General features: G+C 39.9%; 24 protein-coding genes. 5 read left to right on the top strand and 19 right to left on the bottom strand.

All coding sequences use genetic code 11. The features are described 5' to 3' along the window. Positions 1–173: 173 nt before the first annotated feature. Positions 174–548 (bottom strand): MarR family transcriptional regulator, encoded by a 375-nt coding sequence (locus PMAL9190_RS02760; RefSeq protein WP_087843812.1) that lies wholly within the window; start codon positions 546–548, stop codon positions 174–176. Between the two features lie 297 nt (positions 549–845). Between PMAL9190_RS02760 and PMAL9190_RS02765 the strand changes: the two genes are divergently transcribed. After that, positions 846–1,508: a DUF2982 domain-containing protein gene (locus tag PMAL9190_RS02765; protein WP_087843813.1), complete on the top strand. Its 663-nt coding sequence runs from the start codon at positions 846–848 to the stop codon at positions 1,506–1,508. A gap of 2 nt (positions 1,509–1,510) precedes the next feature. On the opposite strand, the gene PMAL9190_RS02770 is transcribed toward PMAL9190_RS02765, so the two are convergent. The 6 genes from PMAL9190_RS02770 to PMAL9190_RS02795 all read right to left on the bottom strand — a co-directional run bounded on the left by PMAL9190_RS02770 (position 1,511) and on the right by PMAL9190_RS02795 (position 8,340). Beyond that, entirely contained in the window at positions 1,511–2,806 is a 1,296-nt protein-coding gene (locus tag PMAL9190_RS02770; protein ID WP_087843814.1) for an MFS transporter, read from the bottom strand. A gap of 31 nt (positions 2,807–2,837) precedes the next feature. After that, positions 2,838–4,388 (bottom strand): signal transduction histidine-protein kinase/phosphatase UhpB, encoded by a 1,551-nt coding sequence (uhpB, locus tag PMAL9190_RS02775; RefSeq protein WP_087843815.1) that lies wholly within the window; start codon positions 4,386–4,388, stop codon positions 2,838–2,840. Continuing rightward, positions 4,388–4,996, bottom strand: a complete 609-nt coding sequence (gene uhpA, locus PMAL9190_RS02780) for a response regulator transcription factor UhpA (protein ID WP_087843816.1) — start codon at positions 4,994–4,996, stop codon at positions 4,388–4,390. Before uhpA ends, uhpB begins: the two co-directional genes overlap by 1 nt. Before the next feature lie 209 nt (positions 4,997–5,205). Then, on the bottom strand, positions 5,206–5,859 hold the full coding sequence (locus PMAL9190_RS02785) for an MBL fold metallo-hydrolase (protein ID WP_087843817.1): 654 nt from the start codon (positions 5,857–5,859) through the stop codon (positions 5,206–5,208). 79 nt (positions 5,860–5,938) lie between these two features. Then, positions 5,939–6,493, bottom strand: coding sequence for a peptidoglycan L,D-endopeptidase MepK (gene mepK / locus PMAL9190_RS02790; RefSeq protein WP_087843818.1), 555 nt, complete (start codon positions 6,491–6,493; stop codon positions 5,939–5,941). Between the two features lie 152 nt (positions 6,494–6,645). Beyond that, positions 6,646–8,340, bottom strand: coding sequence for a L,D-transpeptidase family protein (locus tag PMAL9190_RS02795; protein WP_087843819.1), 1,695 nt, complete (start codon positions 8,338–8,340; stop codon positions 6,646–6,648). 580 nt (positions 8,341–8,920) lie between these two features. Here PMAL9190_RS02795 and PMAL9190_RS02800 point away from each other — a divergent pair. After that, the gene (locus tag PMAL9190_RS02800; protein ID WP_087843820.1) at positions 8,921–9,421 is read left to right on the top strand and encodes a MarR family winged helix-turn-helix transcriptional regulator; all 501 of its coding nucleotides are present in this window, start codon (positions 8,921–8,923) and stop codon (positions 9,419–9,421) included. Between the two features lie 204 nt (positions 9,422–9,625). After that, the gene (locus PMAL9190_RS02805) at positions 9,626–10,471 is read left to right on the top strand and encodes a LysR family transcriptional regulator (RefSeq protein WP_087843821.1); all 846 of its coding nucleotides are present in this window, start codon (positions 9,626–9,628) and stop codon (positions 10,469–10,471) included. Here the strand turns inward: PMAL9190_RS02805 and PMAL9190_RS02810 are convergent. The 9 genes from PMAL9190_RS02810 to cmoM all read right to left on the bottom strand — a co-directional run bounded on the left by PMAL9190_RS02810 (position 10,422) and on the right by cmoM (position 23,417). Next, complete coding sequence (locus PMAL9190_RS02810) at positions 10,422–11,201, bottom strand: TSUP family transporter (RefSeq protein WP_087843822.1); 780 nt, start codon at positions 11,199–11,201, stop codon at positions 10,422–10,424. The two genes, PMAL9190_RS02805 and PMAL9190_RS02810, sit on opposite strands and share 50 nt — an antisense overlap. Positions 11,202–11,336: 135 nt before the next feature. After that, positions 11,337–11,795 (bottom strand): group II truncated hemoglobin, encoded by a 459-nt coding sequence (locus tag PMAL9190_RS02815; RefSeq protein WP_087843823.1) that lies wholly within the window; start codon positions 11,793–11,795, stop codon positions 11,337–11,339. Positions 11,796–11,915: 120 nt separating this feature from the next. Next, positions 11,916–14,396, bottom strand: a complete 2,481-nt coding sequence (gene torA, locus PMAL9190_RS02820; protein WP_087843824.1) for a trimethylamine-N-oxide reductase TorA — start codon at positions 14,394–14,396, stop codon at positions 11,916–11,918. A gap of 71 nt (positions 14,397–14,467) precedes the next feature. Then, the gene (torC, locus tag PMAL9190_RS02825; RefSeq protein ID WP_087843825.1) at positions 14,468–15,652 is read right to left on the bottom strand and encodes a pentaheme c-type cytochrome TorC; all 1,185 of its coding nucleotides are present in this window, start codon (positions 15,650–15,652) and stop codon (positions 14,468–14,470) included. Positions 15,653–15,692: 40 nt separating this feature from the next. Next, entirely contained in the window at positions 15,693–15,863 is a 171-nt protein-coding gene (locus PMAL9190_RS02830; protein ID WP_087843826.1) for a periplasmic nitrate reductase, NapE protein, read from the bottom strand. A gap of 214 nt (positions 15,864–16,077) precedes the next feature. Next, a complete protein-coding gene (mukB, locus tag PMAL9190_RS02835; RefSeq protein ID WP_087843827.1) occupies positions 16,078–20,538 on the bottom strand; it encodes a chromosome partition protein MukB in 4,461 nt (1,486 codons plus the stop codon). Continuing rightward, complete coding sequence (gene mukE / locus PMAL9190_RS02840) at positions 20,538–21,284, bottom strand: chromosome partition protein MukE (RefSeq protein ID WP_065166199.1); 747 nt, start codon at positions 21,282–21,284, stop codon at positions 20,538–20,540. Before mukE ends, mukB begins: the two co-directional genes overlap by 1 nt. Next, positions 21,265–22,587 carry a chromosome partition protein MukF gene (gene mukF / locus PMAL9190_RS02845; protein ID WP_087843828.1) on the bottom strand — a complete coding sequence of 441 codons (1,323 nt, stop codon included), beginning with the start codon at positions 22,585–22,587 and terminating at the stop codon, positions 21,265–21,267. The genes mukE and mukF overlap by 20 nt, the downstream gene beginning before the upstream one ends. Further along, positions 22,584–23,417 carry a tRNA uridine 5-oxyacetic acid(34) methyltransferase CmoM gene (gene cmoM / locus PMAL9190_RS02850; protein ID WP_087843829.1) on the bottom strand — a complete coding sequence of 278 codons (834 nt, stop codon included), beginning with the start codon at positions 23,415–23,417 and terminating at the stop codon, positions 22,584–22,586. The genes mukF and cmoM overlap by 4 nt, the downstream gene beginning before the upstream one ends. A 119-nt stretch (positions 23,418–23,536) precedes the next feature. Here cmoM and elyC point away from each other — a divergent pair, with 119 nt between their 5' ends. Further along, entirely contained in the window at positions 23,537–24,343 is an 807-nt protein-coding gene (elyC, locus tag PMAL9190_RS02855) for an envelope biogenesis factor ElyC (RefSeq protein ID WP_087843830.1), read from the top strand. Between the two features lie 213 nt (positions 24,344–24,556). Further along, complete coding sequence (locus PMAL9190_RS02860) at positions 24,557–24,793, top strand: RNA recognition motif domain-containing protein (RefSeq protein ID WP_087843831.1); 237 nt, start codon at positions 24,557–24,559, stop codon at positions 24,791–24,793. Positions 24,794–24,879: 86 nt separating this feature from the next. Here PMAL9190_RS02860 and kdsB read toward each other — a convergent pair whose 3' ends face one another. Genes kdsB through lpxK form a run of 3 tightly spaced genes read right to left on the bottom strand, consistent with a single transcriptional unit; the run spans position 24,880 to position 26,820 of the window. Beyond that, positions 24,880–25,626 carry a 3-deoxy-manno-octulosonate cytidylyltransferase gene (gene kdsB, locus PMAL9190_RS02865; protein WP_087843832.1) on the bottom strand — a complete coding sequence of 249 codons (747 nt, stop codon included), beginning with the start codon at positions 25,624–25,626 and terminating at the stop codon, positions 24,880–24,882. After that, the gene (locus PMAL9190_RS02870) at positions 25,626–25,805 is read right to left on the bottom strand and encodes a Trm112 family protein (RefSeq protein ID WP_060996542.1); all 180 of its coding nucleotides are present in this window, start codon (positions 25,803–25,805) and stop codon (positions 25,626–25,628) included. Before PMAL9190_RS02870 ends, kdsB begins: the two co-directional genes overlap by 1 nt. Continuing rightward, positions 25,786–26,820, bottom strand: a complete 1,035-nt coding sequence (gene lpxK, locus PMAL9190_RS02875; protein WP_087843833.1) for a tetraacyldisaccharide 4'-kinase — start codon at positions 26,818–26,820, stop codon at positions 25,786–25,788. Before lpxK ends, PMAL9190_RS02870 begins: the two co-directional genes overlap by 20 nt.

Below are 26,820 nucleotides of genomic sequence, written 5' to 3' on the forward strand. Positions count from 1 at the left end.
TATCTAATAGTTATAGCAGAGTACAAAACAACCGTAACTGTTATTTATATAAAGATAATAATAGTCTAAATAATTACAGTAGTATTAAAGAGATGAAAAAAATAGCATTACGGAGAGAATTGAACCAAACAGCAAAAGACCCGCTTCTTAACGAGAAGCGGGATTGGCATCTCTTAAAGTGCTTTATACAACACTTTATTCCCTGCCAACTGGATACGCTCCACTAACCCTTCTTCAGTTAGTTTTTTTAACGCACCGGTAGCCCAAGAGGCCGCTTTTGCATCTTCCTGACCTGCTTGTAAACCAATACCTTTTGGATTTAATCCATCGATATTATTAACAATAATGTCTAATACCTGTTGTTGTTTAGGCGTTAATGTCACCACTGGTTTAGAAGCAACAATAGGCTCAACAGTAACTGCAGCCTCTACTTTTTCAATAACTGTTTCAATGTTTAGAATATCGTTAGCTGCAGAGGTGGTGTTGGTTAAAAGGGGTTTCTGTTTATGCAGTTTACGCTGGATATTACGTTTGTGAGAAATTCTCATGGTTTTATTTGCTCCGTTACACTACTTTCGATCACCACTATTTTCAGCGAGAAAAAGTGAGCGCGTTTTATACCAAGGTTATTTCACAATTACCAGTAAACGATTATTTATCCATCAATAAAAATGATCACTCGCAAATGATAGTCAAATAATCATGAGTTTTGGCATGGTATAAGTAAAAAAAAGCTTAAAAATCGCCATATTTATCGAAATACGTTTTAAAAATACACGTCTAAAATATATTTGATAACAGCATTGATAGAATTATTATAGCAATAATGGTCAAAGGAGGTCGCCATGGAGACGCTTCATATTCATACTGAAAAATTAACACCCAAACATTATATTGGGCTGTTTGTCGCCATAGTAACAATAACCCTCGCTTTTATAAGTTATTTCAAATCGCAATTATCAGCACTTAGCGTTAGTATTATGGTTATCTTAATGATGTTAATGTTGCTGCTGATAATAAAGCTGATGAATACGCCAAGTGTCAGTTTTACCTTGTCTTTTATGCACTGCCAATACCATAGTCGTTACGGTGGATGGACAACAACCTGGCACAATATTACCGATATCGGTCATGCAACGCTTGGCACTCAGGGGTGGTACACCCCCCTACCTTGGATTGGCATTCGCTTAACCGATTATGATGATTTTATTGGCTCCATTTGCCCACGGGTCGCCTCAAGAATTTTACTGGAACAACGCATTTTATTGGTTATGGCACTTAAATCTCAGCCAGATTCCCCCTATCTACTTGAAGACATGCTATTTGATGACTCACCTTTTATAACAACCAATGGCGAGCAATTTCGTGGACTACAAGCCATGCTTGCCAATCGAATGCGTTATAATAGAGTCTTCTTTGGATTTGATTTTTTTATTGCTGACGATGTGATTGATCGACCTGTAGCTGATTTTATTGGCCTATTACGTCGTTATAAAGCGGCCGCTTAACATTAAGATAATGGTATTTTTGCGACCGTTTGTACTTTAAGAAAGGGTAATAACAATAACCCAATAAAAGCTGCCGCCACAGATATCACCACAAAAAAACCAGTCCAATGGTAATGATTCATAATGAGCGCCAGTGGATATCCAGCTAACGCAGCTCCCATATAAGCAAATAACCCCACAAAACCTGTTGCGGCACCAACAGAGTCTTTATGAGAACACTCAGCAGCAGCCATACCAATTAACATTTGTGGCCCAAAGATAAAAAAACCAATCGCAAAAAAGCAACCAGATTGTAATATATAACTCGTCACAGGCATTATCCATAATGCGGCAACAGCTAAGAATATGCCCATCGCAAACAGTAAAATCATTGGGCCACGATTGCCGCCAAATAATTTATCAGATCCCCACCCACCAACCAGCGAGCCTAAAAATCCACCCACTTCAAATAATGACAATGCGCCATTCGCAGATAGCAAACTATAGTGATGCTGCTCGGTTAAATAGAGGTTTCCCCAATCATTAATTGCCGTTCGCACGATATAAACTAACACATAGCTCATCGCAAGCAGCCACAAATACTTATTAGTTAATACATATTTAAATAATATTTGTCGTTGAGAAAGACCAATTCCTTCATTTTCTTGCGCTATTTCTAAATGATCACGGCGCCATGAACCAATACTGGGGAGCCCCATCGCTGTTGGCTTATTTCGCAATCGCCAACATAAACCAAGACCAATCACAATCGCGATAATTCCCGGAATAAAAAAACCATAGCGCCAGCCATAATGCAGCGTTAAAAAGCCAACCAACAGCGGAATAAATGCACCGCCAACATTATGAGCGGTATTCCAACATGACCACCATAATCCACGCTCAGAACGCGAATACCAACTCGTTAGCAGTTTAGAACATGCTGGCCACCCCCAACCTTGAAACCAAGCATTAGCGACCCATAGTAACGTAAACACCACAATCGAACTTGAAAAGCCAAAACAGATATTGATAATACCGGTGGCAATTAAACCCGTGCCCATAAAATAACGCGGATTAGAACGATCAGAGATCATTCCTGATATAAATTTTGAACAGCCATAAGTAAGGTAGAACAACGTCCCCATCATACCGATGTCTGATTTATCCCAACCTAAATCAGCAATCATTGCTGGCATAGCATAAGTGAAGTTTTTGCGGGTTAAATAGAAGCCTGCATAACCAATATACATACTCACCATAATATGCAAACGCCAATATTTATAACGTTGTTCTATCGTTGAATGTGATAAATCGGCCATGCTACACCTGAGAATATAAATACATTTATGGTTATGCCAACGGTAATACAATGACTAATGTTGTGCCTGTTATTTGTTTGGGTAATACACTATGTTGAGATTCATCGTGATGATTACTGATAATTGAACATTGACCACCTAATACTTCGACCCGCTCACGAATACCTCGTAAACCAAACCCCTTGAAGGCATCCTCAGCTTTAAATCCAATACCATTATCTTCAATTTGTAATCTGATTTTATGATCAATATTTAATTCAATAATCACTTCTGTTGCGTGTGAATATTTAGCAATATTGTTTAATGCTTCTTGGCAAATACGATATAACGTCACACTGGTGGTATCACATAATGGCTGCTGAGAATGTCCCCATGCCATCGCAACATCAATGCCTTTATCTTCTAACTTTAAATCACAGACCACTTGCTCAACCGCTTTCTCTAAGCCAAGGTCATCCAATGTTTTGGGCCGTAATCGTGATAACAAGCCTTTAGCTGTATCATAAACATTAAGCGATAACTGCTCGATAGTCGAAGCACATTGTTGAGTAACAGGGGTTGTTTCAACCCGCTTTAAAATGCTCGCTTGCATTCTTATTGCGGTAATATTTTGGCCAATTTCATCGTGTAATTCTCTTGCGACATCTCGTCGTACTGATTCTTCTGTTTTAATTAACTGTCGCGATAATACATGATTTCGCCCTAACTCTGTAGACAGTTTGCGGTTAAGATCACGCTGACGCTGAATACCTAGACCTAACAAAATACCAGTTAGGCTTTGCGCTGATAGTGATAACAATAAATCAGTGATTTCCATATTATTAACATCACTTCGCGCCGCAATTAAGGCTATACTGTTAAGTAATGTCCCTAATAATGCCCCTTGCCATCCATGCCGAAAAGCAAACACAATGATGGGTATCGCTAAACAAAATGGCGCAAAGCGACTTAATTCTGCAGGTAAGTTTATTTGCAAAAAGATATTAGCAATAAAAAGTAATGCATATAAACATAGATCACGATAACGTAATTCTAAAGGACGAGAAATTAAAGCAACGGTCAGCGGAATCCACGAGCGGCTAAATAAAAAGCTCCATAATAAATAACATGTTGGCACTAACATTAAGCCGCCAGTGATACTAATTAGCAAGATCATCCCAGCAGGCGATACCGAGATTACATTAATAGAACTAAACACAATAAGGACAGCAACATTAATCATGGCGGTTGATATAATACTCACGGCCATTACTAATAATTGTCGCCACTGTTCACCATAATAGTAACGTCGTAAACACCATAATAATGGCCACGATAAACCACTCGCTATTAATATTGGCCACCACGGTAAATCATTCAACACTTTAGCCAATAAAACAATTAACCCCCACTCTACTATATAAATAATAAGCCAATAACGAGCAGCGGTATGTAACGTTATGCCTAACCGTAATGCAAAAGGAAACAATAATATAGCAAGTGCAGGATCACCAACAAAATAAAAAGCAATCACCCACAAACAAAACCAGCTACAAATAAAAAATAGACATCCGCCTAATGAAGTTAGTAAATATTGTCGCATTACAGCACTTCTTGTGGAAAATACTTGGCTAATTCAACATTATTACTCACATTAAGCTTATCCATTGCATTAGAACGGTGTACATGAACGGTTTTATGGCTCAGTCCTAATTCAATCGCAACCGCTTTCACATCTAAGCCAGTTGCAAGCATTTCACTTATTTGACGTTCACGCTTGGTTAAACAAGCAATAGATTGTTGGTAAGGATCAATGTTACCCAGCTGAGTTGTTATGTCTGAGGCTAAATAACATTGACCAATGGCGACTTTTCGTACTGCTTGGATAAGCTCATCAGGGCTACAGCGCTTGCTTAAATAGCCTTTTGCTCCGGTCGTAAGTGCTTTATTCACGACCGTTGCTGTATCATGGACACTCAACATAATACATGCCATATGTCGTGATAAGTCTTCAAGTAATGTCAAACCGCTCTCATTTGGCATGGAGATATCGATAATACACACATCAACAACTTGCTTAGCTAATCCATCACGTGCCTCTTGAGCAGAGCTAAATTGACTGACCACTTTGATATCTGATTCTAATGATAATAATTGCGCAAAACCAGAGCGGACAATAACGTGATCATCAACTAAAGCAACAGTAATCATGACGATATATACCTATATAAGCATTAAAAAGAACAAATCCAACCCTAATGCGCATAAAATACCGTTTACAATTACCGCACGCAAGTTTTTGGCATGTTAATTATTACGCAATAAAAAAACCCATAAAAAAACCACTGACAATTAAACTTATCAGTGGTTTTAAGTTAATCTATTTCGATCCTTTAGCTAACACATTGTTAACTAGGTTATTAATACAATGGCATTTCATCGGCTACAAACGGGTTTGTTACACGCTCATGGCCAAAAGTAGACAAGGGGCCATGTCCAGGAACAAATGTAACCTCATTACCTAAAGGCCACAGTTTCGTCTTAATTGAATTAACTAATGTTGGATGATCACCTTGTGGAAAATCAGTACGGCCGATACCACCTTTAAATAGCACATCCCCAACAAATGCTACTTTAGCATCTGCACTATAAAATATAACATGCCCAGGTGTGTGGCCTGGAGTATGAAATACTTGTAGGGTTTGGTTACCAACCTTAACGATGTCACCATCATTTAACCATTGCGTTGGCGCAAAAGGTTCCGTCAATGGAAAACCAAACATTTCACTTTGACGAGGTAAACCTTGCAACCAAAATTCATCATCTCGCTGAGGACCAATAATCGGCACATTCAATATCTGAGCAAGAGGCGCTGTACCACCGACATGATCTAAATGTCCGTGGGTTAATAATAATTGAGTAACGTTAACACCAAGTTCTTCAACCACTTGTTGAAGCTGCTGAATATCACCACCGGGATCAATAATCGCTGCTTGGTGAGTTTCATCACACCATACAATAGAGCAATTTTGCTGAAATGGTGTTACTGGCACAATTTTGTATTGAAGACTCATTCATGGTTCCTAGCTGAGACATTATGCAGCGCAGCATGCCACGAATATGACTAAAAATACAGATTGATACAATAATAAACTAGCCTCTCCAGCTACGCACAGGCCCTGTATCAATATGAACAAATTGACTATTTGGATAATAACCTACGCCACCAATATTTAAATCTAATGCCGCCTTACGAATCTTTGCTAGAGGAACACCTTCAAGATTAAAGTCGATAGCCTGCGCCTTCATATGGTAACTTTTCTTTGCAACACCACCACGCTTTGCCAACATCTTATTAGTCTTCGGTGAACGATAACCAGAAAAGAGCTGAGCGTAGCCTTCATGACCAAGATAAGATTGAATTTGTGCAATTGCATCATATAAACGACGATCTATGCGGGCAATTTCATTTTGACGAAAATCACGGCAAAGATGATCTAAGCGTCGAACTTCTTTACCAACATAGGTTTTTCCATTGAAATATTTGGTTTCTAACTCTTCACCAGTATGTAAATTGCGCACTAACATTGTACGAGGTGTTGTTGCTTGAAAAGGACTAGCAATTGCAATATTGGGTAATACACATACACCTACTGCTAATCCACCTAATGTTAAAAATTTACGACGACTAATATCTAAATTTGACATATCTTACACAACCGAAAAAATGACCTTTATTTCTAAAGCAATTCATATACCAATGTCGCAAAACATTATCTTCAGTTATTAGAACAGTCAAATGCATGAGTCACATAAAATAAAACTTATATCTCGATTTTTAATATATCATTAACTTACACTCAATTATTATTGTAAGCAGAAATTAATGGCACTATATTTTGTTGTTTTCTATCATATTCATAAATATCAAATCGATAGTTAACTTCCCCCTCATCATTAATCCATGCTGTTTGATAAATAATTTCTACTGGAACTTTTTTGTTTTTACTGAGTCTAATTGTGCGCGTTTTTTTACTTCTAGAATATGTATTAAATTGCGATTCACTTTTTCCAGAATATTCTAATAATGCTAATGCCAGTGATTTAGACTCAAGTACTCGCACACAACCTGAGCTCAGTGCACGATCATGCTTATTAAATAATACCGGGTATGATGTATCATGCAGGTAAATAGCTTGAGTGTTAGGTATATTAAATTTGTATAACCCTAATGCGTTTTTTTTACCCGGCTTTTGACGCAAACGGTATGGAAATTTATCTGATGAAAATAGATAATAAGGAATTGAATTGATATTTATTTTCTCAGAACTTCCCCAGCTACGAATAACCTCATAATTATGGCGTTTTAAATAACTGCGACTGCGTCTGACCTTTGGCAATATATCTCTTTTAGTGATGGAATTAGGCACATTCCAATATGGATTAAATACCACTGAATTAATCCTTGAGTTAAATATAGGTGTTTGTCGTGTTGGTCGACCTACAATCACTTTACTGTTCATGATCCAACGACCATCAAGCCATAAATTCATATAATAATTAGGGATATTAACAACGACACCAGTATAAATAGTTGTTGACCATAGCCGTAACCGCTGCGCATTTAATGCTAATATCCGTACTCGCTGAGTAACATTTAATGCAAGCCATTTTTGAGTTTGAGTGCCAATAATACCATCACTCTTTAAACCATGCCGTGCTTGAAAGCGCTTTACCGCTAACACCAAACTGCCTGTATAACGCGATTTATGTTGCTGTTGATAACGCTTGGCTTCCCGTGGGGCAAGATCACCTAACCGCTCAAGTACTGTAACTAAACTCGACATAAATTGGATGTCATTACCTGGCTCAGCGTTACCTTGAAAACTAAATACCGGCCAACTAAAAGTCGGATTAGATTCAAGTCGATTAATGGATGCCACTAATTTTTTATATTCGGACGTGTGTGGTTTTAACCGAACAATAAATTGATTAAATTGTCTATTTTCATAATTCATCAGAATATCTTCAATGACAGTCTGACTAGGTTTTGGAAGTTGTAATGGTGTCTTTTCACCAAATAACCACATTTTTCCCTTACCTTGTAATTGTTCAATAAAACTGAGATAAATTAATAAGGTATCCATTGCAACAACATCATATTGTTGCCAATTTCGTTGCGGCTGTAATTGAATAAGTAAATGGTATCTTGCTGTTAACTCTTTATTAATTTGAGATAAACTAATGATTCGTAATTGATCAATAAAATCATTAATTGTTCGCTCGTTTTGCCAAAATTGACTAAAACCTGTCGATGTATATAACTCAACTAAGGTTTTAGTATATCTAAGCCGGGTTATATTTGCATTGGCATCTGCGACCCATTGTTGAGCATGATTGAGCATATTTCGTGGTCGTACAGCAGTCGATGTTTTATTCAAAGACCGCAAATTATCGTCACTAACAATAGGCTGAGAATAGGCGCTGGATATCTGCCAAGAAAAACTAACACATACCGTGATGACAATTAACAAAGTATCTTTTACTACCGTCATTAAATACCTCCGCAACCCATTTCAAACAGTTCAAATAAAAATTTATTTGATGATTAAATGTAGAAGAAGATAATGTTCGTAATTCTTAAATATACAACAATTAGCCAACATTTAAGATAATTAGCTCTTTTAATGATAAATATATAATTTCGGAATTAAGTGACAATATGTAGCAACGATTACTCGCTTCAAGTTAGATTACGATGGTATAACTTAGCCGCTGGTATTGAGCACCAATGATTATCCCAAATAATAGCTGTTTGAATAAATTTCAACTGTCTAGTAATAGAGACATCAACTTACAGTACCGTCTGAACACTGGTTAATGATTACGGAGAATGACTAACACTCCTACAATTGATAATCATTTGCATTAATATTGTATAATAAGCACATTACTGAAACACTTAAGCGAGAACTTAATGGCCTATAATTACATTTATCTACAAAAAATTTAATCAGATACCGATAAACAGCAATGAAAAGACAAGAATTCTTGTATACTCTCACCCATCAAAATACCCTATACATCACGATGTTTTATATGGTTATTACGTACAAATTTAATTGGGAGAGTTAGATGGATAGGCACGAAGAAGTACTTATTGCTCTAAGACAAATTATTCGAGCAATAGATCTACATTCTAGGAAATTAAATAAGAATGCCGGACTGACTGGCCCACAGTTGGTATTAATGCGTGCAATCCGTGGTTCAGGCGAAATTACTATTCGCCAACTGTCTAACAACACTAATATGAGTCAAGCAACAGCTACGACTATTCTTGATCGCTTAGAAAAACGAGGCCTCGTTGTTCGTAAACGTAGTATCCTTGATAAACGTAAAGTGCATGCACACCTTACGGAAGCAGGACTGGCCTTACTTGATAAAGCACCACTGCCATTACAAGATAGTTTTATCTCTCAATACCAAGATTTGGAAGATTGGGAGCAATCATTATTGCTTTCTTCAGTGCAACGCATTTCAACCATGATGAACGCTGAACACCTTGATGTCGCACCACTACTTGAAGTCGGCAGCATCACCAAGCAAGAAAAAACCAATAGCGAATTGGACGAATAAACAATTAATAGTTCACAACAGATAATAAAAAACCGATCACTTGATCGGTTTTTTGTATTTGCTAATTTGTATTGACTAAATAGCCGCTAAGCAATTTATTACCAATATAACACGCTACACAGCACACTATTCTTCAGTCCATCTAGCCCATTGACTCATCATTCCGTATCATTGATTCCTCTCTTTCATCAATGGAATGAACCGATGTTGCTTGAAGGTATTGAAACCTTATTAGTATTAGCTGAAGAAGGTACCATGAGCCGTACTGGCAGCCGATTGTATATTAGCCAATCGGCAGTGAGTAAACGGATTGCCAAACTTGAAACGACATTAGGGACCAAACTGATTATTCCCGCAGGTCGATTAATTAAACTTACCCCCGATGCCCATGCGCTAATAAAAAACGTTGGCCCAAGTTTTAATGAAATTCGCGGCTTAATTTTTGAGCATCAGAATCTAGACGATCAAACGATTATTACGTTAGATTGCTCTGAAACCTTGGTTGCAGGCTATTTAGCCTCGGCATTAGGCAATTATTTTCGGCGTGATAAGTATATTTCAATTACCACTCACCACACGCCTGTCATTGTTGAAAATATTCAATCCGGTCAAGCTTCTATTGGTTTTTGTGCTGGCCATTTGCCAGCAAATTATAACTTTATTGCAGAGCATTTAATGGATGAGCCGTTTAAGGTTATATTTAATCAACCGCTGTCTGAACTGCCTAAAGCGATTGTCGTGAATGATTTAAAAAATCCGTCCAACATATCCCAAGCAGCAGTATTACAAAAACATGGCATCACACCATTAATGGAGATGGATTCTTACACCGCCTCAGCTCAGTTAGCATTGGCAGGCATGGCGCCTGCCCTCGTACCAACGTCTATAGTCAAAACCTTAGCAATTGACGATAAGTTCTGTTTTGAGTTTGAGGAGTTAGCCGAACTCACTCGCCCTATTAACCTCATTTATCGTCAAAATAGTTATAAATCACCGCGGGTTAAAAACCTAATTGAAACCATTGCGGATGTTGTTGCCACAGCAATTTAATCGCCATTCCCATCGACATGATGACCACCATAGGTCGAATGAAACGCTGGCCTTTACTAATAACAATATGCGCACCTAGTCGTGCGCCAATAAAGCCACCAGCAGCCATAATCAGGCCTACTTTCCAAATTGGTAAGCCTGCTAGAATAAATAAGATTAATGCCGCAATATTAGAGGTGAAATTTAAAATTTTAGTGCGAGCCGTTGCTTCAACTAACCCTAATTGCGCAATAACAACAAAACAAATAGTAAAAAATGAACCAGTACCTGGGCCAAAAAAACCATCATAAAAACCAATACTTGTTCCTACAGAAAACGCAAAAGCCGCTTCTGATAACTTAGGTATACCACCACCAGCACCGGTATTGGGTGAGAATAAAAAATACAGTGAAATACAAATCAGTAATATCGGTATGAGGCTCGTTAATATCGTCGCATCAATATGTTGTACTAGTATTGCTCCGGTTGCTGAGCCTGCAAATGTGCATCCAATCGCTAGCCGCATTTGCTTTAAATTCACCAGTCCATTACGAACAAAATACCAAGATGCTGAAAAGCTACCAAATGAACTTTGTAATTTATTGGTGGCTAATGCTTGAGCTGGAGGAATACCAACCGATAATAGCGCAGGGACTGTCAACATACCGCCACCGCCAGCAATCGCATCAATAAACCCAGCAGCTAATGCCACTAAAAATAAAATCGCAAGTAGATCTACACCTAATTCCATTTACTATCACTTTTATTAGTTAACACCTTGAAAGCAGAATAATAACGGTGATTTTAAACAGAGAATAGTGAAAGCTTGGATAGCAATCCATTCCGGTTTGGAATTGATTAAATAAAGATGCTCATCCTCATTAAACTAATTTCGATTTCGACACATCTCCGCAGGAAAAGATAAACGAACCATAATAAAGCGTTTTAATAATTCATCATAAGATGGTTGAGCATCTAACGCTTTTTGCATACAAGCTAACCACGCTTGCTTCTCAGTAGAACCAATATCAAGATGGCGATGAGCACTGGCAAGGTTCATGTGTCCATAACGTTCAACATAGCGATCTTCTCCTCCCATCCAGCCAATAAGAAAGGTGGTTAACTTTTGCTGTGATTGCGTAAGATCATCACTATGCATTGCACGTATTATTGCAGCTTCTGGCTCATGCTCCATATAGTAATAAAAATCAGCGACCAGCTGTCGAACACCCGCCTCACCACCCGCTGCAATCAAGGTACTATCGCCTTGTCCGAATTCTGGCACATCACGCTTTTTTACACCTGAAAAATCATCGCTCTCAGGAAACTCACTGTTATTAACCATGTTTTAATTATCCTTTTCTTTATTACTATCCTTTATTAATTGTATAAGAAATGAATAAAGAGCCACCGTAGTGACTCTTTATTATTGATGGTGGATCACGTTCTACTCGGCTATTTTTAATTAACTCACATAGATAGGACCACTGAACGAAGTGACTGGAGGAACTTTGCCAGTAAATTTTTCAATATCAACCACAACAGTATTAGCACTGGTCGCTTGCGCTAACTGTGAAGTTGGAATATCAATGGTGACAGTATTAGGATCGCCATAAGTATCGATTGCACCAATGTCGTTATTCAATGGCCCAAACCATGCCCCTTCGTAAATTCTTATTACACCTGTTGGATAATCTTCCGATAATACCGCTCCTGCTAATAACTGGCCGCGATCATTAAACACTCGTACAATATCACCGTCTTTAATGCCTTTTTTCTTAGCATCATCAGGGTTGATATAAACAGGCTCATGATCTTTTACCGCATAGGTATTACGGTATTTTTCAGAATCACACATTTGTGAGTGTAAGCGTTTATTTGGATGGCATGATTGCAGCCAGAATGGAAATTGATTAGATTTCGGCCCGCCATGGGAACGCTCTTCTTTTTCAAACCACATTGGGTGGCCTTGGCAATGTTCATAGTTATAACGCGCTATTTTACGGCTATAAATTTCTATAAATCCTGACGGTGTTCCCAGTGAGTTAATTTCAGGATCATTACGGAATGCTTCGTGACTCACATAAGTTTGATCCGTTTTAAATTCAACGATACCATTTTGCCAGAACTCGTTAAATTCTGGCATTGGGTTTTTATCTTTATTTGCATCACGACAGTTATTATATAGCTCTTGTATCCACTGCATTTCTGTCATGCCACGCGTATATTGCTTACTTTTACCAAATCGCTCAGTAAGTTCAGTGAAGATCTGAAAATCTGTTTTTGAGTGATATAACGGATCAACCAATTTATGCATCGCTAACACACCAGAGGTGGAATACGTGCCGTATTGGTCGAGATCATTACGTTCAAACTGCGTACATGCAGGTAATACGATATCGGAGAAACGACAAGTTGGCGTCCATGTATAATCAATATTGATAACGGTTTGTAGCTTTCTAAACGCTTGTTTCATTCGATTACGTTGTTGATGGTGATTCCATGGATTACAACCGCTAAATACCATCATTTTAATATCGGGTAATACGACATTACCGCCGTTATATTTGATCTTTTTCCCCGGTTCCATAATCGAATCAATCCACCGAGCAACAGGAATCACCGCGCTATAACCTTTGAAATCATTGTTATTCCAAACGGGCTCTTGCCCTTCATCAACATTGCGAGGAAAACCACCCGGCCCTGCTGCGGTACTAAACGGCAACCCAACACCACTGTAGAAATGAGAATAAGAAATTCCACCTCCGGGTAGCCCAATTTGTCCGAGCATGGATGCCAACACTGCTCCCATCCAATACGGCTGTTCACCATGTTGCTGGCGCTGTACTGCCCAGCCAAACATTATCATAGTGCGATCTTTTACTAATCGGCGAGCAAATTTACGAATGTCATCGGCTTTAACGCCACAAATTTTTTCAGCCCATTCTGGCGTTTTCTCGATTTTATCTTTACCTGTACCAAGTAAATACGGCAAAAATTCATCGAAGCCTAAGGTATAAATTTCTAAAAATTGTTTATCGTAAAGGTTTTCTTTGTACAAGGTATGAGCAATACCTAACATGAAAGGAACATCGGTTTGGGGATTGACGTATTGGTGCTCACAGCCGAAATATTTTTGGCTTTTCGATATCACAGGATCGACAGATATCATGGTGAGCTCACCCTTTGCTACTTTGTCTTTTAATTGGGCGTAATAACCATAAGAGCCATGGGTTTCACACTGCCAACCAACTTGGCTATTTTTGATCGGATCATTAGACCACCAGATTAAGGTTTTAGTCTCTTTTAAGATTGTTGTCCATGTTGTTGCTTGCGCATATACCTCGGTAGAACCGAGTACATAAGGTAAGATCGTTTGCCCAGCCCCCGTCGAGTAATCCCCCACTTTTTTAATAAAGTTACCATGCATACCCACCGCACGTTGCATGTGTGAGGTACAACTTTGGAACTGCCCGGTTTCACGCCAGCCTGTTTGCCCCGCATGAAGAGCCCAAGGACCATAATCTTTTTGGATTCGTTGTAATTCTTGATAGAAAAGATCTAACGCTTCATCCCACGTTACTCGAACAAAACGATTATTACCTCGAGTTTCACCACTGTATTTGTTTTTCTTTAGCCAGTCTAAACGTACCATCGGATAACGAATTCTTGAAGGGCTATAAATTATCCCTTTAATACCGTTTAGCATATCAGTTGGGTGCTTATCTAATTCAAACGGCTTAATTTCAGCGACTTGACCGTTATAAATCCGCGCTCTGAAAGCTCCCCAATGTGAACCTGTTACTTTCCATACACCCGGCGGCTCTGTTGACTGCGTGACTTCTTCAGCAGCCTTAGCAGCTTGCATCAGCAACCCAGGGCCAATAACAGAAGCCGCACTTGTCGTTGCCAAGCCTTGCAAAAATTTACGTCGACTCAGTGACATAAAAAATTCCTCACGATTAAAACCTAAAAAGGTTGCTGAACATGATGTTTGTTTAGCAACCTTTAGTTTGATTAATGTTCAGCTTTAGAAAAGTCTGACGAATGGTTTTGTAGGTATTTCAAAACAATCGCTTCGCTATCAGTATCAAAATTCACAAATGCAAGCATACCGTTAAACATGCCAGGCCAAGTATTTGCGTCAAAATGGTTTTCTGCTGGCTGTGTATGACATACGCTACAATTGGTGTTATATGCTGATTTTGCTGCGGTCCAAACGGTATTTATATCGCTGACAAAGTTCTTTTTCTCGACCCATAGTGTGGCAGTCACTTGTTGCCATTTTAGTCCTGTAACATCATCTTCTTTTTGTTCAAAGCCTTTTACAATATCGGCACTTTGTGCGGCGTTTTTACTCAATGCTGCGGTAGGTATATTCATTCCGAAATCTTGATTAATCACTCGACCAAAGCCTTTTTCTTTACGCCAACCATTTAGTTCAATTTGCAGCATATCGTCTTTAATCGCCACCACTTTCACCGCTGATGCGGGCTCTAAAGACCCCCCGTCTTTGGTTTTTGCTTCATCTTCATAAAGAGGTAAAAACTGTACGCTGTAATAAGTATTGCCGCTGGAGTAATCGGTACTATGTGATGCAGCAGTCAGTTCAGAGACAATACCACCAGACGAAGCCATATCAGCAGGTAAATGGTGTGCAATACCTTTATGACAATCAATACAACTTTGATCTTTCGCTGCTGCTTGTTTCATTTGTGCCTGTGCTCGTGGTGACATTTCATCCCATTTCATGCTGGCATAGCTGTGGCAACTCTTACATTCTAACGACCCATTAGCCGCAAAACGTTTCCACTCATGTTGAGCCAGTTCTAATCGCTTCGCTTCAAATTTTTCTGGCGTATCTATAGAACCAATAATTGCACCAAAGACTTCTTTACTGGCCTGCATCTTACGGGCAATTTTATCGGTCCAATTATGTGGTACATGACAATCAGGACACGTTGCCCTTACACCTGCATTATTTTCCCAATGGATGGTACCTTGTAATTCTGGATAGACGGTATCGCGCATTGAGTGACAACTAATACAAAACTTTTCAGTGTTGGTAACTTCAAGCGCTGTATTAAAACCACCCCAAAAGATAACACCTGAAATAAACCCACCGAGGGTAAGTACACCAAGACTTATCTTTGCTGCTGGACGCCAAAAAGTTAACCATAATTTTTTGATGAACGTCACCATTGTTCTCCCTCCGTTGCTTATTTCATCGAAACGCTAATGCCTAACCATGCCCTGGAGGACCAAAAATAAAGACTTGTAACGCCCAGATAGTAAAACCATAACCACTCACTAATGCTATGGATAACAATGGAAATAACAGAATAATAATGAATAAAAAGGCCCACCATTCATAGCGACCTCGTTCTTGCTCAGTGATCTCAATATTAGCCATAATCAACCTCTCAGTGCTCATTACAAAAGTGATATACCATTTGCAAATAACAATTGAATGATAAAATTATAGTCAATGATAATTAACCTTCACGGTCTAAGTGCAAATAACTGCCTTAGTTTTTTATTAATACTTCAAATTACAGCTATAAAAAAAGCCAGCATCACTGCTGGCTTTATGCACATAATCAATAGCGTGTACTGATATATATTGTTTATACTGGCTCAATATCCAATAGCGTTTGTACTGGTATTTCTACTTTCGGCTTATTGCCAAAGCCGCGTAAACCCACCACGTGTACGTGTTCGCGATCTTTGAAAATCTTACGTACCAGTTTATAGGTTGTACCCTTCTCTGGACTGATATTTTCAGGTGCCGCAATCAGTAACTGCATGTCTAAGCGTTCACATAACTCAAACAAGGTTGCGATTGATTTACCATCAAGTCGTGCCGCTTCATCCAAGAACAATAGTCGACAAGGAATAATATCTTTACCACGTAAACGGCGCGATTCTTCTTCCCAGCTCTGAACAACCATTAACAGAATTGCCTGACCGGTACCAATCGCTTCACCTGTCGATAACGCGCCTGACTCGGCTTGCAACCAACCATCGGTACCACGGTTAACTTCAATACTCAGCTCTAAGTAGTTACGGTAATCAAGTAACTCTTCACCCAGAATTTGTGGTGAACGCTGACCCATATCAATATGTGGATTTAAGCGTTGGAACAGTTTTGCAATCGCTTCTGAGAACGTTAAACGATTATTGCCAAACAAGTCATTATGCTGATCTTTTTGATCAATTAATCCAAGCAATAATGATTCGTGAGTATCACGTACTTTAACGTTAAGACGCACACCACGCACTTGACCAAAACCAATATTTTGCAAACCTTGGTTAAGCATTCGAATACGGTTTTGTTCACGTTGAATCGTCTTACGAATAATATTCGCTACCGAATCAGAACTGATTGCTAAACGTTGTTCACGTGCTGTAAGTTCCTCGGTTAAACGTGCCAATTCAACTTCCATTTCTTCAATGGCTTCAACCGGATCATCGGTACGAATAATATCGTGACGAATACGCTCACGCAGATGTTGATATACCGCGATATAGAACAATACCTTACGCTCAGGACGAGCTACATCTTCTGATGCGCGTAATGCGTCGCGTAAATTTTCGTTATCAGCGACAGCTAAACGTAATGCACCTAAAGCTTTATCTGATAATGAACGCAGTTCGTCAGCTGACATATAGGCCATTTCACGACGATGCAAACGGCGCTCAACATCACTTTCACGCGCAAGACGCAATACTGCACACCAGCCCGCTTTAGCATTAACAACCAGCTTACGGAAGTCTTGGTAATCTTTACCTACTTTACGTAAACGTTTCATCAAGCCTTTCATTTCAAGCTCAATAGAGGTAGTTGATTTTTCAAGCATACTACGGCGGTTACGAGAACTGTGTAAACGTTCATTGAGCTCATTGCGACGAACTAATGCGCGCTCTTCAGCTTCAACATCAGCACGTACACCTAGCTCTTGCAACTCACGTTCAAATTCAAGTACGGTTTCATTCTTGGCTTGATGCGAACTTTTCAGTGATGCCATCAACTGATTATACTGGTTCGCCTGTGCACGTGACTGCTTCAAGCTCGCGCGAGCACTATTACGTTGTTGCTCAGCTGTCGCAAGTTTTAGTTTTAACTGCTCATTAAGCTCTGAACTTTTATTCAATAGCTCGACTGAATCGGCATAACTAAAGTGATGACGACGTTCAGCTAAATCTGCAACTGCAAAAATCAGAGTTTTAAGTTGTTGCAGTTTTTGATCGGCAGCTTCGTAATTAGCTTGTAATGCATCAAACTGCTCTGGATCAGCATCAAGTGCTGACACTAAACCTTCAAGTTCAGTTAATGCTTTACCGTAACGATCAAGGTAGTTACGCGCTTCGTCCATTTGCGATAATTGCTGTTCAACCTCAGCAAAACGTGCTGTTAGCGTTTCATCTTCAAGCAAGGTCACCACAGGGTTTAATTTACCCAATAAGGTTAAACCTTCACGCGCAGCTGCTAATTGACCGCGTTGCTGTTGCTCTTGTGCTTGTGATTCTGCTAACTGACGCATGATCTGATTACGTTGATCACGTGCTTGTTTCAGTTCAACTTCTGGATCAGCATTAAATGCAATCGCCATATGGGTAGCAACAAAACTATTAAAGCTTTGGTATAAACGCTGCAGCTTTTGGGAATCAAACGCTGCTTTAGCGTGATCTTCAACCACTTGATCGCGTTCATCACGTAAAAACTCTAATCGTTGCTCACGCGCTGCACGACCAAATAATGGTACTTTCGGAAAACGAGAATAACGCAGTTGGCGATCATTTAGATGAACACAAACAGCATTCTCAAGCTCATCAACATCAAAACCACTGTCATCAAATGAATCAGCATCGCCTTCAATGATATACAAATCATCAGGGCAATCATCTAAAGCAATTAGCTTGTCCTTGATGCCACTTAAATCAGGAACCACAATTGCATGACGCGACGGACCATACATCGCACTGAAATATGGTGCATCAGCAAGGGTAATGTCATCATAAATTTCAGATAACATGGTGCCGCCAAGAGTATCAGCTAGCGCACGTAAACCTGAATCATCACTACCGCCTGGCTGTGCTAAGCGTTCAATGTCTTGCTCTAAGGTTTGCTTTTGTTGCGCTAACTGGTCGCGTTTAGCTGACACTTGACGTTCATTATCAAGTGTTGCTTGCATCGCATCCATAACAGCTTGGCTGCTAGTTAACTCAACATTAGCTTGATCAGAAAGTGTCTCTAATGCATCTGACGCTGCAATCCACGCTGGAGCAGAAGCTTCTAATGCTGTAATACGTGCTGCCAATCCTTGCTCGTTATGACGCATATCGTTGCGCTGTTCAACTAAGCTTGCTTGATCTTGCTCTAAGCTTTCTAAGGTTGCTTCATGCCGCGCTTGCTCTTCGGCTAATGCCAACTCACCATCAATAGTGGTCGCAAACTTTTTAGCGTAAGTTTCGGCAAGTTCAATCGCTTGACGCTGGCTACGAACACTGCGCTCTAAATCGCGATATTGCGCTTTAAGCTGTTCGCCACGTTCAGATACTGATCGTAATTGACGGCCATGTTCAATCAATTGACGTGCTTTATCACTCGCATTGGTACGATCAACGGCACCGGCAATCGTCGTAACAATCGCTAAGCCTTTTTCAAACTGCTGCGCGGCAGCTGATGACATATCAAGCTTGTGTTTTAATGCTAATAACGCGGTCGTTTGTTGCTCTTGCTGCTGTTTAAGCTGCGAAAGATACGGTGGTGCTTGATCAGCCAGCATTTGTGGATCGCCTGATAATTGGCGTGCCTTTTCTAATGCTTGTAATGCTTGTTGATATTGCAGTGCACGGGTTTGCTGCATATCAAGTGCTTGCTGATAATCGGCTAATTGGGTTTTTAGGCTATCAACTTCTTCTTCAGTAAGTTGTGATTGTTCTTCAGCAATAGCCAGTTGTTCAGCGGCCTCTTCAACCACCATCACTTGCTCTTCAAGACGCTCAGTCAGCTCTTCAAGATCTTCTTTATAACGTGCAATTTTTTCAGCTTGACGAACCGCGGCTTGCACTAGTTGTAAGTGATCAGATGCTGATTGGTGATCTTGCTCAAGCGCCGTTTCTTGATCGGCTAATTCTGCTAACTCAGCGTTCATGTTATTTAACGATGATTGCTGATCAATCAAGCTTTGGCGCGAACCCATTAGCTCACCACGTAAACGTAGGGTTTGCTCTAGCTTCTGCTGACGCTCATTAGCATGGCGCATATAATCGGCAGCTACATAGTTAGTTGCTTCTGAGATTAAATGCTTAAATAGGTCTCGATCACTTTGGGTTAATTTAATTGCTTCCAACGTCATGCGGTTTTCACGCAACGCTGCTTCCATATCTTGGAAGGCTTTTTTTACCCCTGAATTATGCGGTAATAAATAATCACGTAATGAACGGGTGATCGCACTTGAAATACCACCATATAAAGAGGCTTCAATTAAACGATAGAACTTTGAACGATCTTGGCTATTACGTAATTTCTTTGGCAGTACACCCATCTCAAACATTTGTACATGGTAATCTGTTACCGAGTTAAATGTTTTAAACTGCACTCCTTCGTATTGGCTAACAAGATCTTTAACATCATTAAGCTGACGTACACGCGCTTGATTATCTGAAATCGTTTCAACTAAGATTTCAGCGGGCTTGATATGTGACGGTAAGCCTTGAATTAAAAATGGTTTGATATCCACCTTCTTATCACGGCCAGCAACTTGCTGTAATTTAACAGCAAAAACAATACGTTGTTGCTTTGAGTTAACCACATCAAGTGCCGCGTAACAGGCGCCTGGTTTTAATTTACCATGCAGGCCTTTATCGCGTGATGCATTTGAGCTACCGGCTTCGGTGGTGTTACGAAAGTGAAGTAAACTTTGATCAGGAATCAATGTCGTGATAAACGCCGCCATTGTAGTAGATTTACCCGCACCGTTACCGCCTGAAAGCGTTGTCACCAGGTTATCAATATCAAAGGTACGTGCAAAAAAGCCGTTCCAGTTAACCATGGTGAGCGATTGATACTTGCCGCGTTCCATTAAATACTACTCTCCTGTACCGCTTGCTCTACATCTTGTTGCATTTCAAGCTCTTCTTGATTGTTAGTGTCAACGTCATCAAGCAAACTTGATTGACTTGACGGTTGCTGATGCACTACGGCTTCACCGTCACGAATCAATCGTAACTGTGCTTCACGCACATCATCGCCAGTACGAACATCAGCACCAAAGCGGAATACCGATTCGCTGATACGGAATTTACCATTCTCACCAATTGGAATAAGCATTCCAAGGCGACGTAAACGGCGTAATGAGGTTTTTACTTTATCAAACAACTTTTCACGATCAAGATCAGAACCTGAAGCGCGGTTAGTGACTAGTTTCATAAGCTTTTGCTCATCAGCTAATACTAATAGCTCGTCAAATAGCTCTTGATTGGTGAAGATACCCTCGTGTGCTAAACGCTCTGGGCTAAGGTAAAGAAAACACAATACCTTACCAACCAGCATGTCAATTTCAGACAATACTGAACGTCCAATCAGTGACGTTGAACGAGGACGTAAGTATAAAAAGCCTTCTGGTGCACGTACTAATTCAGCATTGTAACGACGATAAAACATCGCTAATTCTTTCTCAAACTCAATTAAGTAAGCGTGGTTATCTAAATCTTCACTTGAAACATGGCGACCAGAACGCAAGGCGTTATCTAGTGCAGGGAAAAGTGGGTTAGCAATCGCTTTTGCCAACTTTTCCGGCATAAATTCTTCAATATTTGTCAATGACATGGGCTTGTACCTTAGCTCCGTATTCGTTAATTGCTTCCCAATCAGGCTGAATGGCATTGAAATCAGCTTCGGAATACCCCATTCTTACGGCCTGATCTATCACAATCCGTGCTAAATCAAAATGTTGTGCATACGGATGTTGTGACAAATAGTCTTTAAGTAACGCACTCAAATTAATCGGTGCACCCGTCGCTTTATGGGCCTTTAACATCAAACCAACTTTTTCAGCTAGCTGATCATTAACCAAATCGAGCTCTTCAAATTCCATCTCACCAGGAACAATACCTGTAACTTCATCATCGCGTAACGTTAGCGTTTCATCACGCATATCAAGTAAACGTTCGGCATCTGCAAATGTAAGTAACCAAGGTGCATCAAAGTAATCGGTAACCGATTGACGTAACCGTTGACTAAAGGCACGGTTTTTATCCATATCAATCGCAGTACGAATAAATTTATGCACATGGCGATCATAGCCGATCCATAAATCGATAGTTTGCTGACCCCAACTTATAATGCGATCTAGCTTCATTTGCAGGATATAAACCATACCATCAACGAAGTCGAGATCATCATGCCCTTGGGTGGCTTCTTGAATCGCGAGTAGTTGACTTTGAAGTTGATCACCTGCCGCTTGCAATGTATCTTGCAATTCACGCAAGGTCGATGATGTTTCATCAAGCAATGCTTCACAACTACTGATCGCTGCTTGCCAGTCTTGATTTAATAATTCGGCGATATCGAGCTTAACTTGTTGCTGCTGCTCATCCATTGCACGCTGGTTTAAATCAATGCGGTCAAATATTTCAGCCACTGAGTATTTTAAGACTGCATGCACATTATTGCGCCAATGCTTCTCATCACCGCCTTCTTGTGCTGCTGTCGCTGCCTTATTAATCTCATCCGCTACCATTGCTAATTGAATAGATAGCTTTAGCGTTGAAAACTCACGTTGCCGCACGTAATAATCCGTAATACCAAGCGCTAACGGACTTAATCGATAAATGCTAGTACCGTCAGTCACCTCACTGGTAAAGCGTGAGATTAGCCGCTGTCTTACCAATTCATTTATGGCGTTATTGGCACGAAAAGCTAGGGTTTCCTTGGTTTGGCCGAACATATCGCTCACAATGCGAAATGCATCAACCAACTCACCTTCCCCGAGTTCTTCATCAAAGCGATCGCCACTTAATATCGCAATCGCTAGCAAGAACGCCAGCCGTTCAGTGGGTAAATTAAGGGCAAACTCATTATTTTTAACCCAATTTACCAACTCAGGAACAGTCTGGGTAACGTCACTCATCCCTTGTCCTTATTACTATCATTTAAATTTGTTGTTAATGGCGGTATTACTTCAGTAATAGGCTTTCGCGCATACACGTGAATATAACGCCCTAACGACAAAAACGGTTCCTGACGACAAAGCTTTTGCTCCATATCAAGAACTTGCTCAAAAGTATAATCACCCATTCGATCATGCTGCATGTAGTCATGGAATGTGCGTACGCCGGTTTTCCCCATTATGTCAAACCCAGCCTCTGTTAAACACTGATATACTTCATCAGGTTTGATACCTTGCTGAGGTTGTAGCTTAAACCGTTTACGGTGTGGCATGCCTTGTTCTATGTGAGTCAAATTTCCACAAATCAAATTCTTAAACAATAACCCGTTATAGTTATAAAACATGACCGAAATAACACCACCGGGTTTTACGTTATCTAATAAGCCAGCCAATGTTGCTATAGGATCAACCAACCATTCCATCACTGCATGGAAAAGAATTAAATCAACGGGTGCTTCAATGTGCTGATTGATTTCTTGTACTGGTGAATGCACTAACCGATATTGCTCAACTAAACCGTTTTTAGCAATTTCTTGTGCAGCTAATGTCAACATTTCGCTAGAAAGATCACATAACGTCACTTGATGACCAAGCGCTGCTATTTTTTGAGAGATCTGGCCAATACCACCACCAGCATCTAAAACTTGCAGCGATGCATCAGCATTCAATTGTTCCAATATATATTCAATATCTTGCCAAACAACGGTTTGTCGTATTTGGCCTTTCGCTGTGCCATAAATATTTTCAGCGAACTTTTTCGCCAAATCGTCAAAATTTCGGTCTTTTTTCATGGCTCATTTACGTTATGATAGCGACTCTAGAATGTGACTTATTTTCTCACAAGCGGTAAAGGAATAAAGGCTTGTGATCGGTTTTATTGCTCAACTGCTGAAATTTCGGACGACATACTATGTTTATACTTAAAAAAATCATCTCTGCGCTGCTGATGCCACTGCCGTTTCTATTATTGGTGGGTGTTATCGGTCTATGTGTACTGTGGTTTACACGCCAAAAGAAATTGGCCTCTATTTTGGTTAGTGTATCTTTAATAGGTATCTTTTTATGTTCTTTCCAACCATTAACCACCGCACTATTACGGCCGCTGGAACAAGAGAACCCAGCCTTTGTGAGTACAACTAAGCCTATTAGCTACGTAATGGTATTAGGTAGTGGTCAAGTCATTGATAAAACTTTCCCGATTACCTCAGAATTATCACCAACTGCAATTACACGGCTGGTTGAAGGCATTCGAATTTTCCGCATGTACCCTGGCGCTAAACTGATTTTATCAGGTTACGGTGGCATTGCTTCTCATGGTATCAGCCATGCTCGATTAATGGCTCACCTTGCAGTGGCATTGGGTGTTGATAAGCGTGATATTATATTATTTGAATCCACTAAAGATACCAAAGAAGAAGCTTTCCAAGCTGCTGATGTCGTTAAAAATAAAAATATGATCTTAGTAACATCAGCCAGTCAAATGTCACGCGCGGTTTACTATTTCCACCAAGCTGGATTGCAACCAATTGTTGCACCAACTAACTTTAGAGCCAGTAATCAAATGCGCAGTTTCGTGCCTGATTCAACCTATTTAACGCAAATGGAAATTGTTGAACATGAACGTTTAGGCCAATTATGGCAACGTATTACAAGCAAGCTTTTAAACCCAAAAACTGAACATTTACAGGCTGAAAAAGTAAAACCTGAGACATTATAGGTTTTTCAATGTCATCTTTTGGTCAATTAATATAAAACGAGCGGCGGCACTAAACCGCCGCTCGTTTTTTTTAAAACAATTCCTTTTTGCATAACTATTAAAATTATCCTGTCCACAATAATGTTAATCTGATTATTTCATTCCAATCTCAGCATCCTTTTCTGTATTTCATGGTAAAATAAATTGTTTATTACTTAATAAAGAATTTAATTCATGAAACTTTTAATCCGTAATCTTTCTCGCAGCACAACTGAAAACCAAATTCATAAAATGTTTGAAGAGTTTGGCAAGGTTAGTACGTGTAACCTTGTATTAGACCAAACGACAGGTAAATCAAAAGGATTTGCATTTGTTGAAATGGCTGATGATGAGCAAGCAACTCGCGCAATGAAAGCACTTCATGAAATGATGGTTGATAAAAGCCGTATCCGTGTAAAAATCGCTGAATAATCTCTGTTTATAGCGTAATTTGAAGACAAAAAAACCGAGTAAATTCTACTCGGTTTTTATTATATGGTATTAAGCATATACGCTAATTAGCCAACCAACTGACGTACCTTTTCTAGATCTTCAGGCGTATCAACCCCAGCCGGTGGTGCGTCTATTGCTACATCAACATGAATTTTCTCGCCATACCACAACACGCGAAGTTGCTCTAAAGATTCAATGTGCTCTAGTGGGCTTGGCTGCCAATTAATGTAGGTATTAATAAACCCTGCACGGTAAGCATAAATTCCAATATGGCGCAGTAAATTATGATGAACAATACGTGGTTGCTGAGCAAAATTATCACGATCCCAAGGAATAGCTGCACGGCTAAAATACAACGCGTAACCGTCTTTATCAGTCACAACTTTAACTGCATTGGGATTAAAGATTTCATCATGATGATCAATCTCTACCGCTAATGTTGCCATTGGTGCATTAAAGTTAGCAATATTGTCGGCCACTTGACGAATAATCGTATCGGGGATCAATGGCTCGTCACCTTGCACATTCACCACAATATGATCATCAGCCAGTTGATATTTCGCTACAACTTCAGCTAAACGTTCAGTGCCTGATTGATGATCAGCACGCGTTAAGCACACTTCCCCACCAAAACCTTGCACTACATCGACGATACGCTGATCATCTGTTGCTACAATCACTTGATCGGCACCAGATTTAGATGCTTGTTCATACACCCATTGCACCATAGGTTTACCAGCAATATCGGCTAACGGCTTACCCGGTAAACGGGTTGATTGGTAGCGCGCTGGTATAATAACGGTAAATGCCATTATTTAACCTCATCAGAACTTAATGTACGTGCATCTGATTCAAGTAAAACTGGAATGCCATCATCAATAGGATAAGCAAGACGATCAAATTTACACACTAATTCATTATTTTCTTTATCGAAATTCAATTTGCCTTTACATACAGGGCAAGCAACGATTTCAAGCAGACGGTGATCCATACTTTTCCTTAACCTCTATAATCCGTTTAATAATAGCTGATGCTTGTGGTTCGGAGATAACTGCGTCAACAGGCAAATACCACCAATTATCCTCAGCAAATGGGTAACATTTTACCGCATCTTTTTCAGTCATTACTAAGTGTTGCCCTTGTTGGGCTAAATCTAACAACGCCTGATGTGTAAAGGATTGATGATCAGCAAAGGGCTGACAAACAATGGGCTTTACACCTAGCGTATTCAATGTCGTAAAAAATCGTGGCGGGTGACCGATTCCTGCCATCGCTACAACTGCGGTTAATGATGCTGCAGCACAACGAGCACCAGTCTTAATATTAATTAATTCTGATGGTGCTAAGTGCATCGTCGCTTCGTTAGTGTGCGCTTGACCACCATTACAGATAAGAAAATCAACCTCAGTTAATCGCTGACATGATTCACGTAGTGGGCCTAAAGGCAATAACTGTTGATTGCCAAATCGACGTTGACCATCAATGACAACCAACTCAATATCACGGGCAAGAGCATAATGTTGTAAGCCATCATCGGTAATAATGACATCAACATCATGTTTCAAAAGTAATTTTACCGCTTCACTGCGCACTGGTGCAACGGCAACAGGCACACCAGTTCGACGGCGAATGAGTACAGGCTCATCACCCGCTATATCGGTACTGGTATCACTCTCAACAAAATAAGGATAATACGGCGCTTTCCCTCCATATCCACGCGATACCACGCCAGGTTTTAATCCTTGTGCTAATAGTTGTTCAACTAGCCACACCACAACGGGCGTTTTACCATTACCACCTGCGGTAATATTACCGACAATAACAACCGGAACAGGCGCTCGATAGGCTATTTTTTTACCGTTAGCATATTGCTGTCGTTTACGACGACTTATTACACCAAATAGCGCACTAAGCGGCCACAATAATGGCCATAGCAGCCAGTAAACAACCCGTACTTTTCCACTAAGTACAGGTTGATACCAGATAGCTTCAATCAATGAGGCCAC

It is taken from the genome of Photobacterium malacitanum (assembly GCF_900185615.1).
GTDB classification, from domain to species: Bacteria; Pseudomonadota; Gammaproteobacteria; order Enterobacterales; family Vibrionaceae; genus Photobacterium; species Photobacterium malacitanum.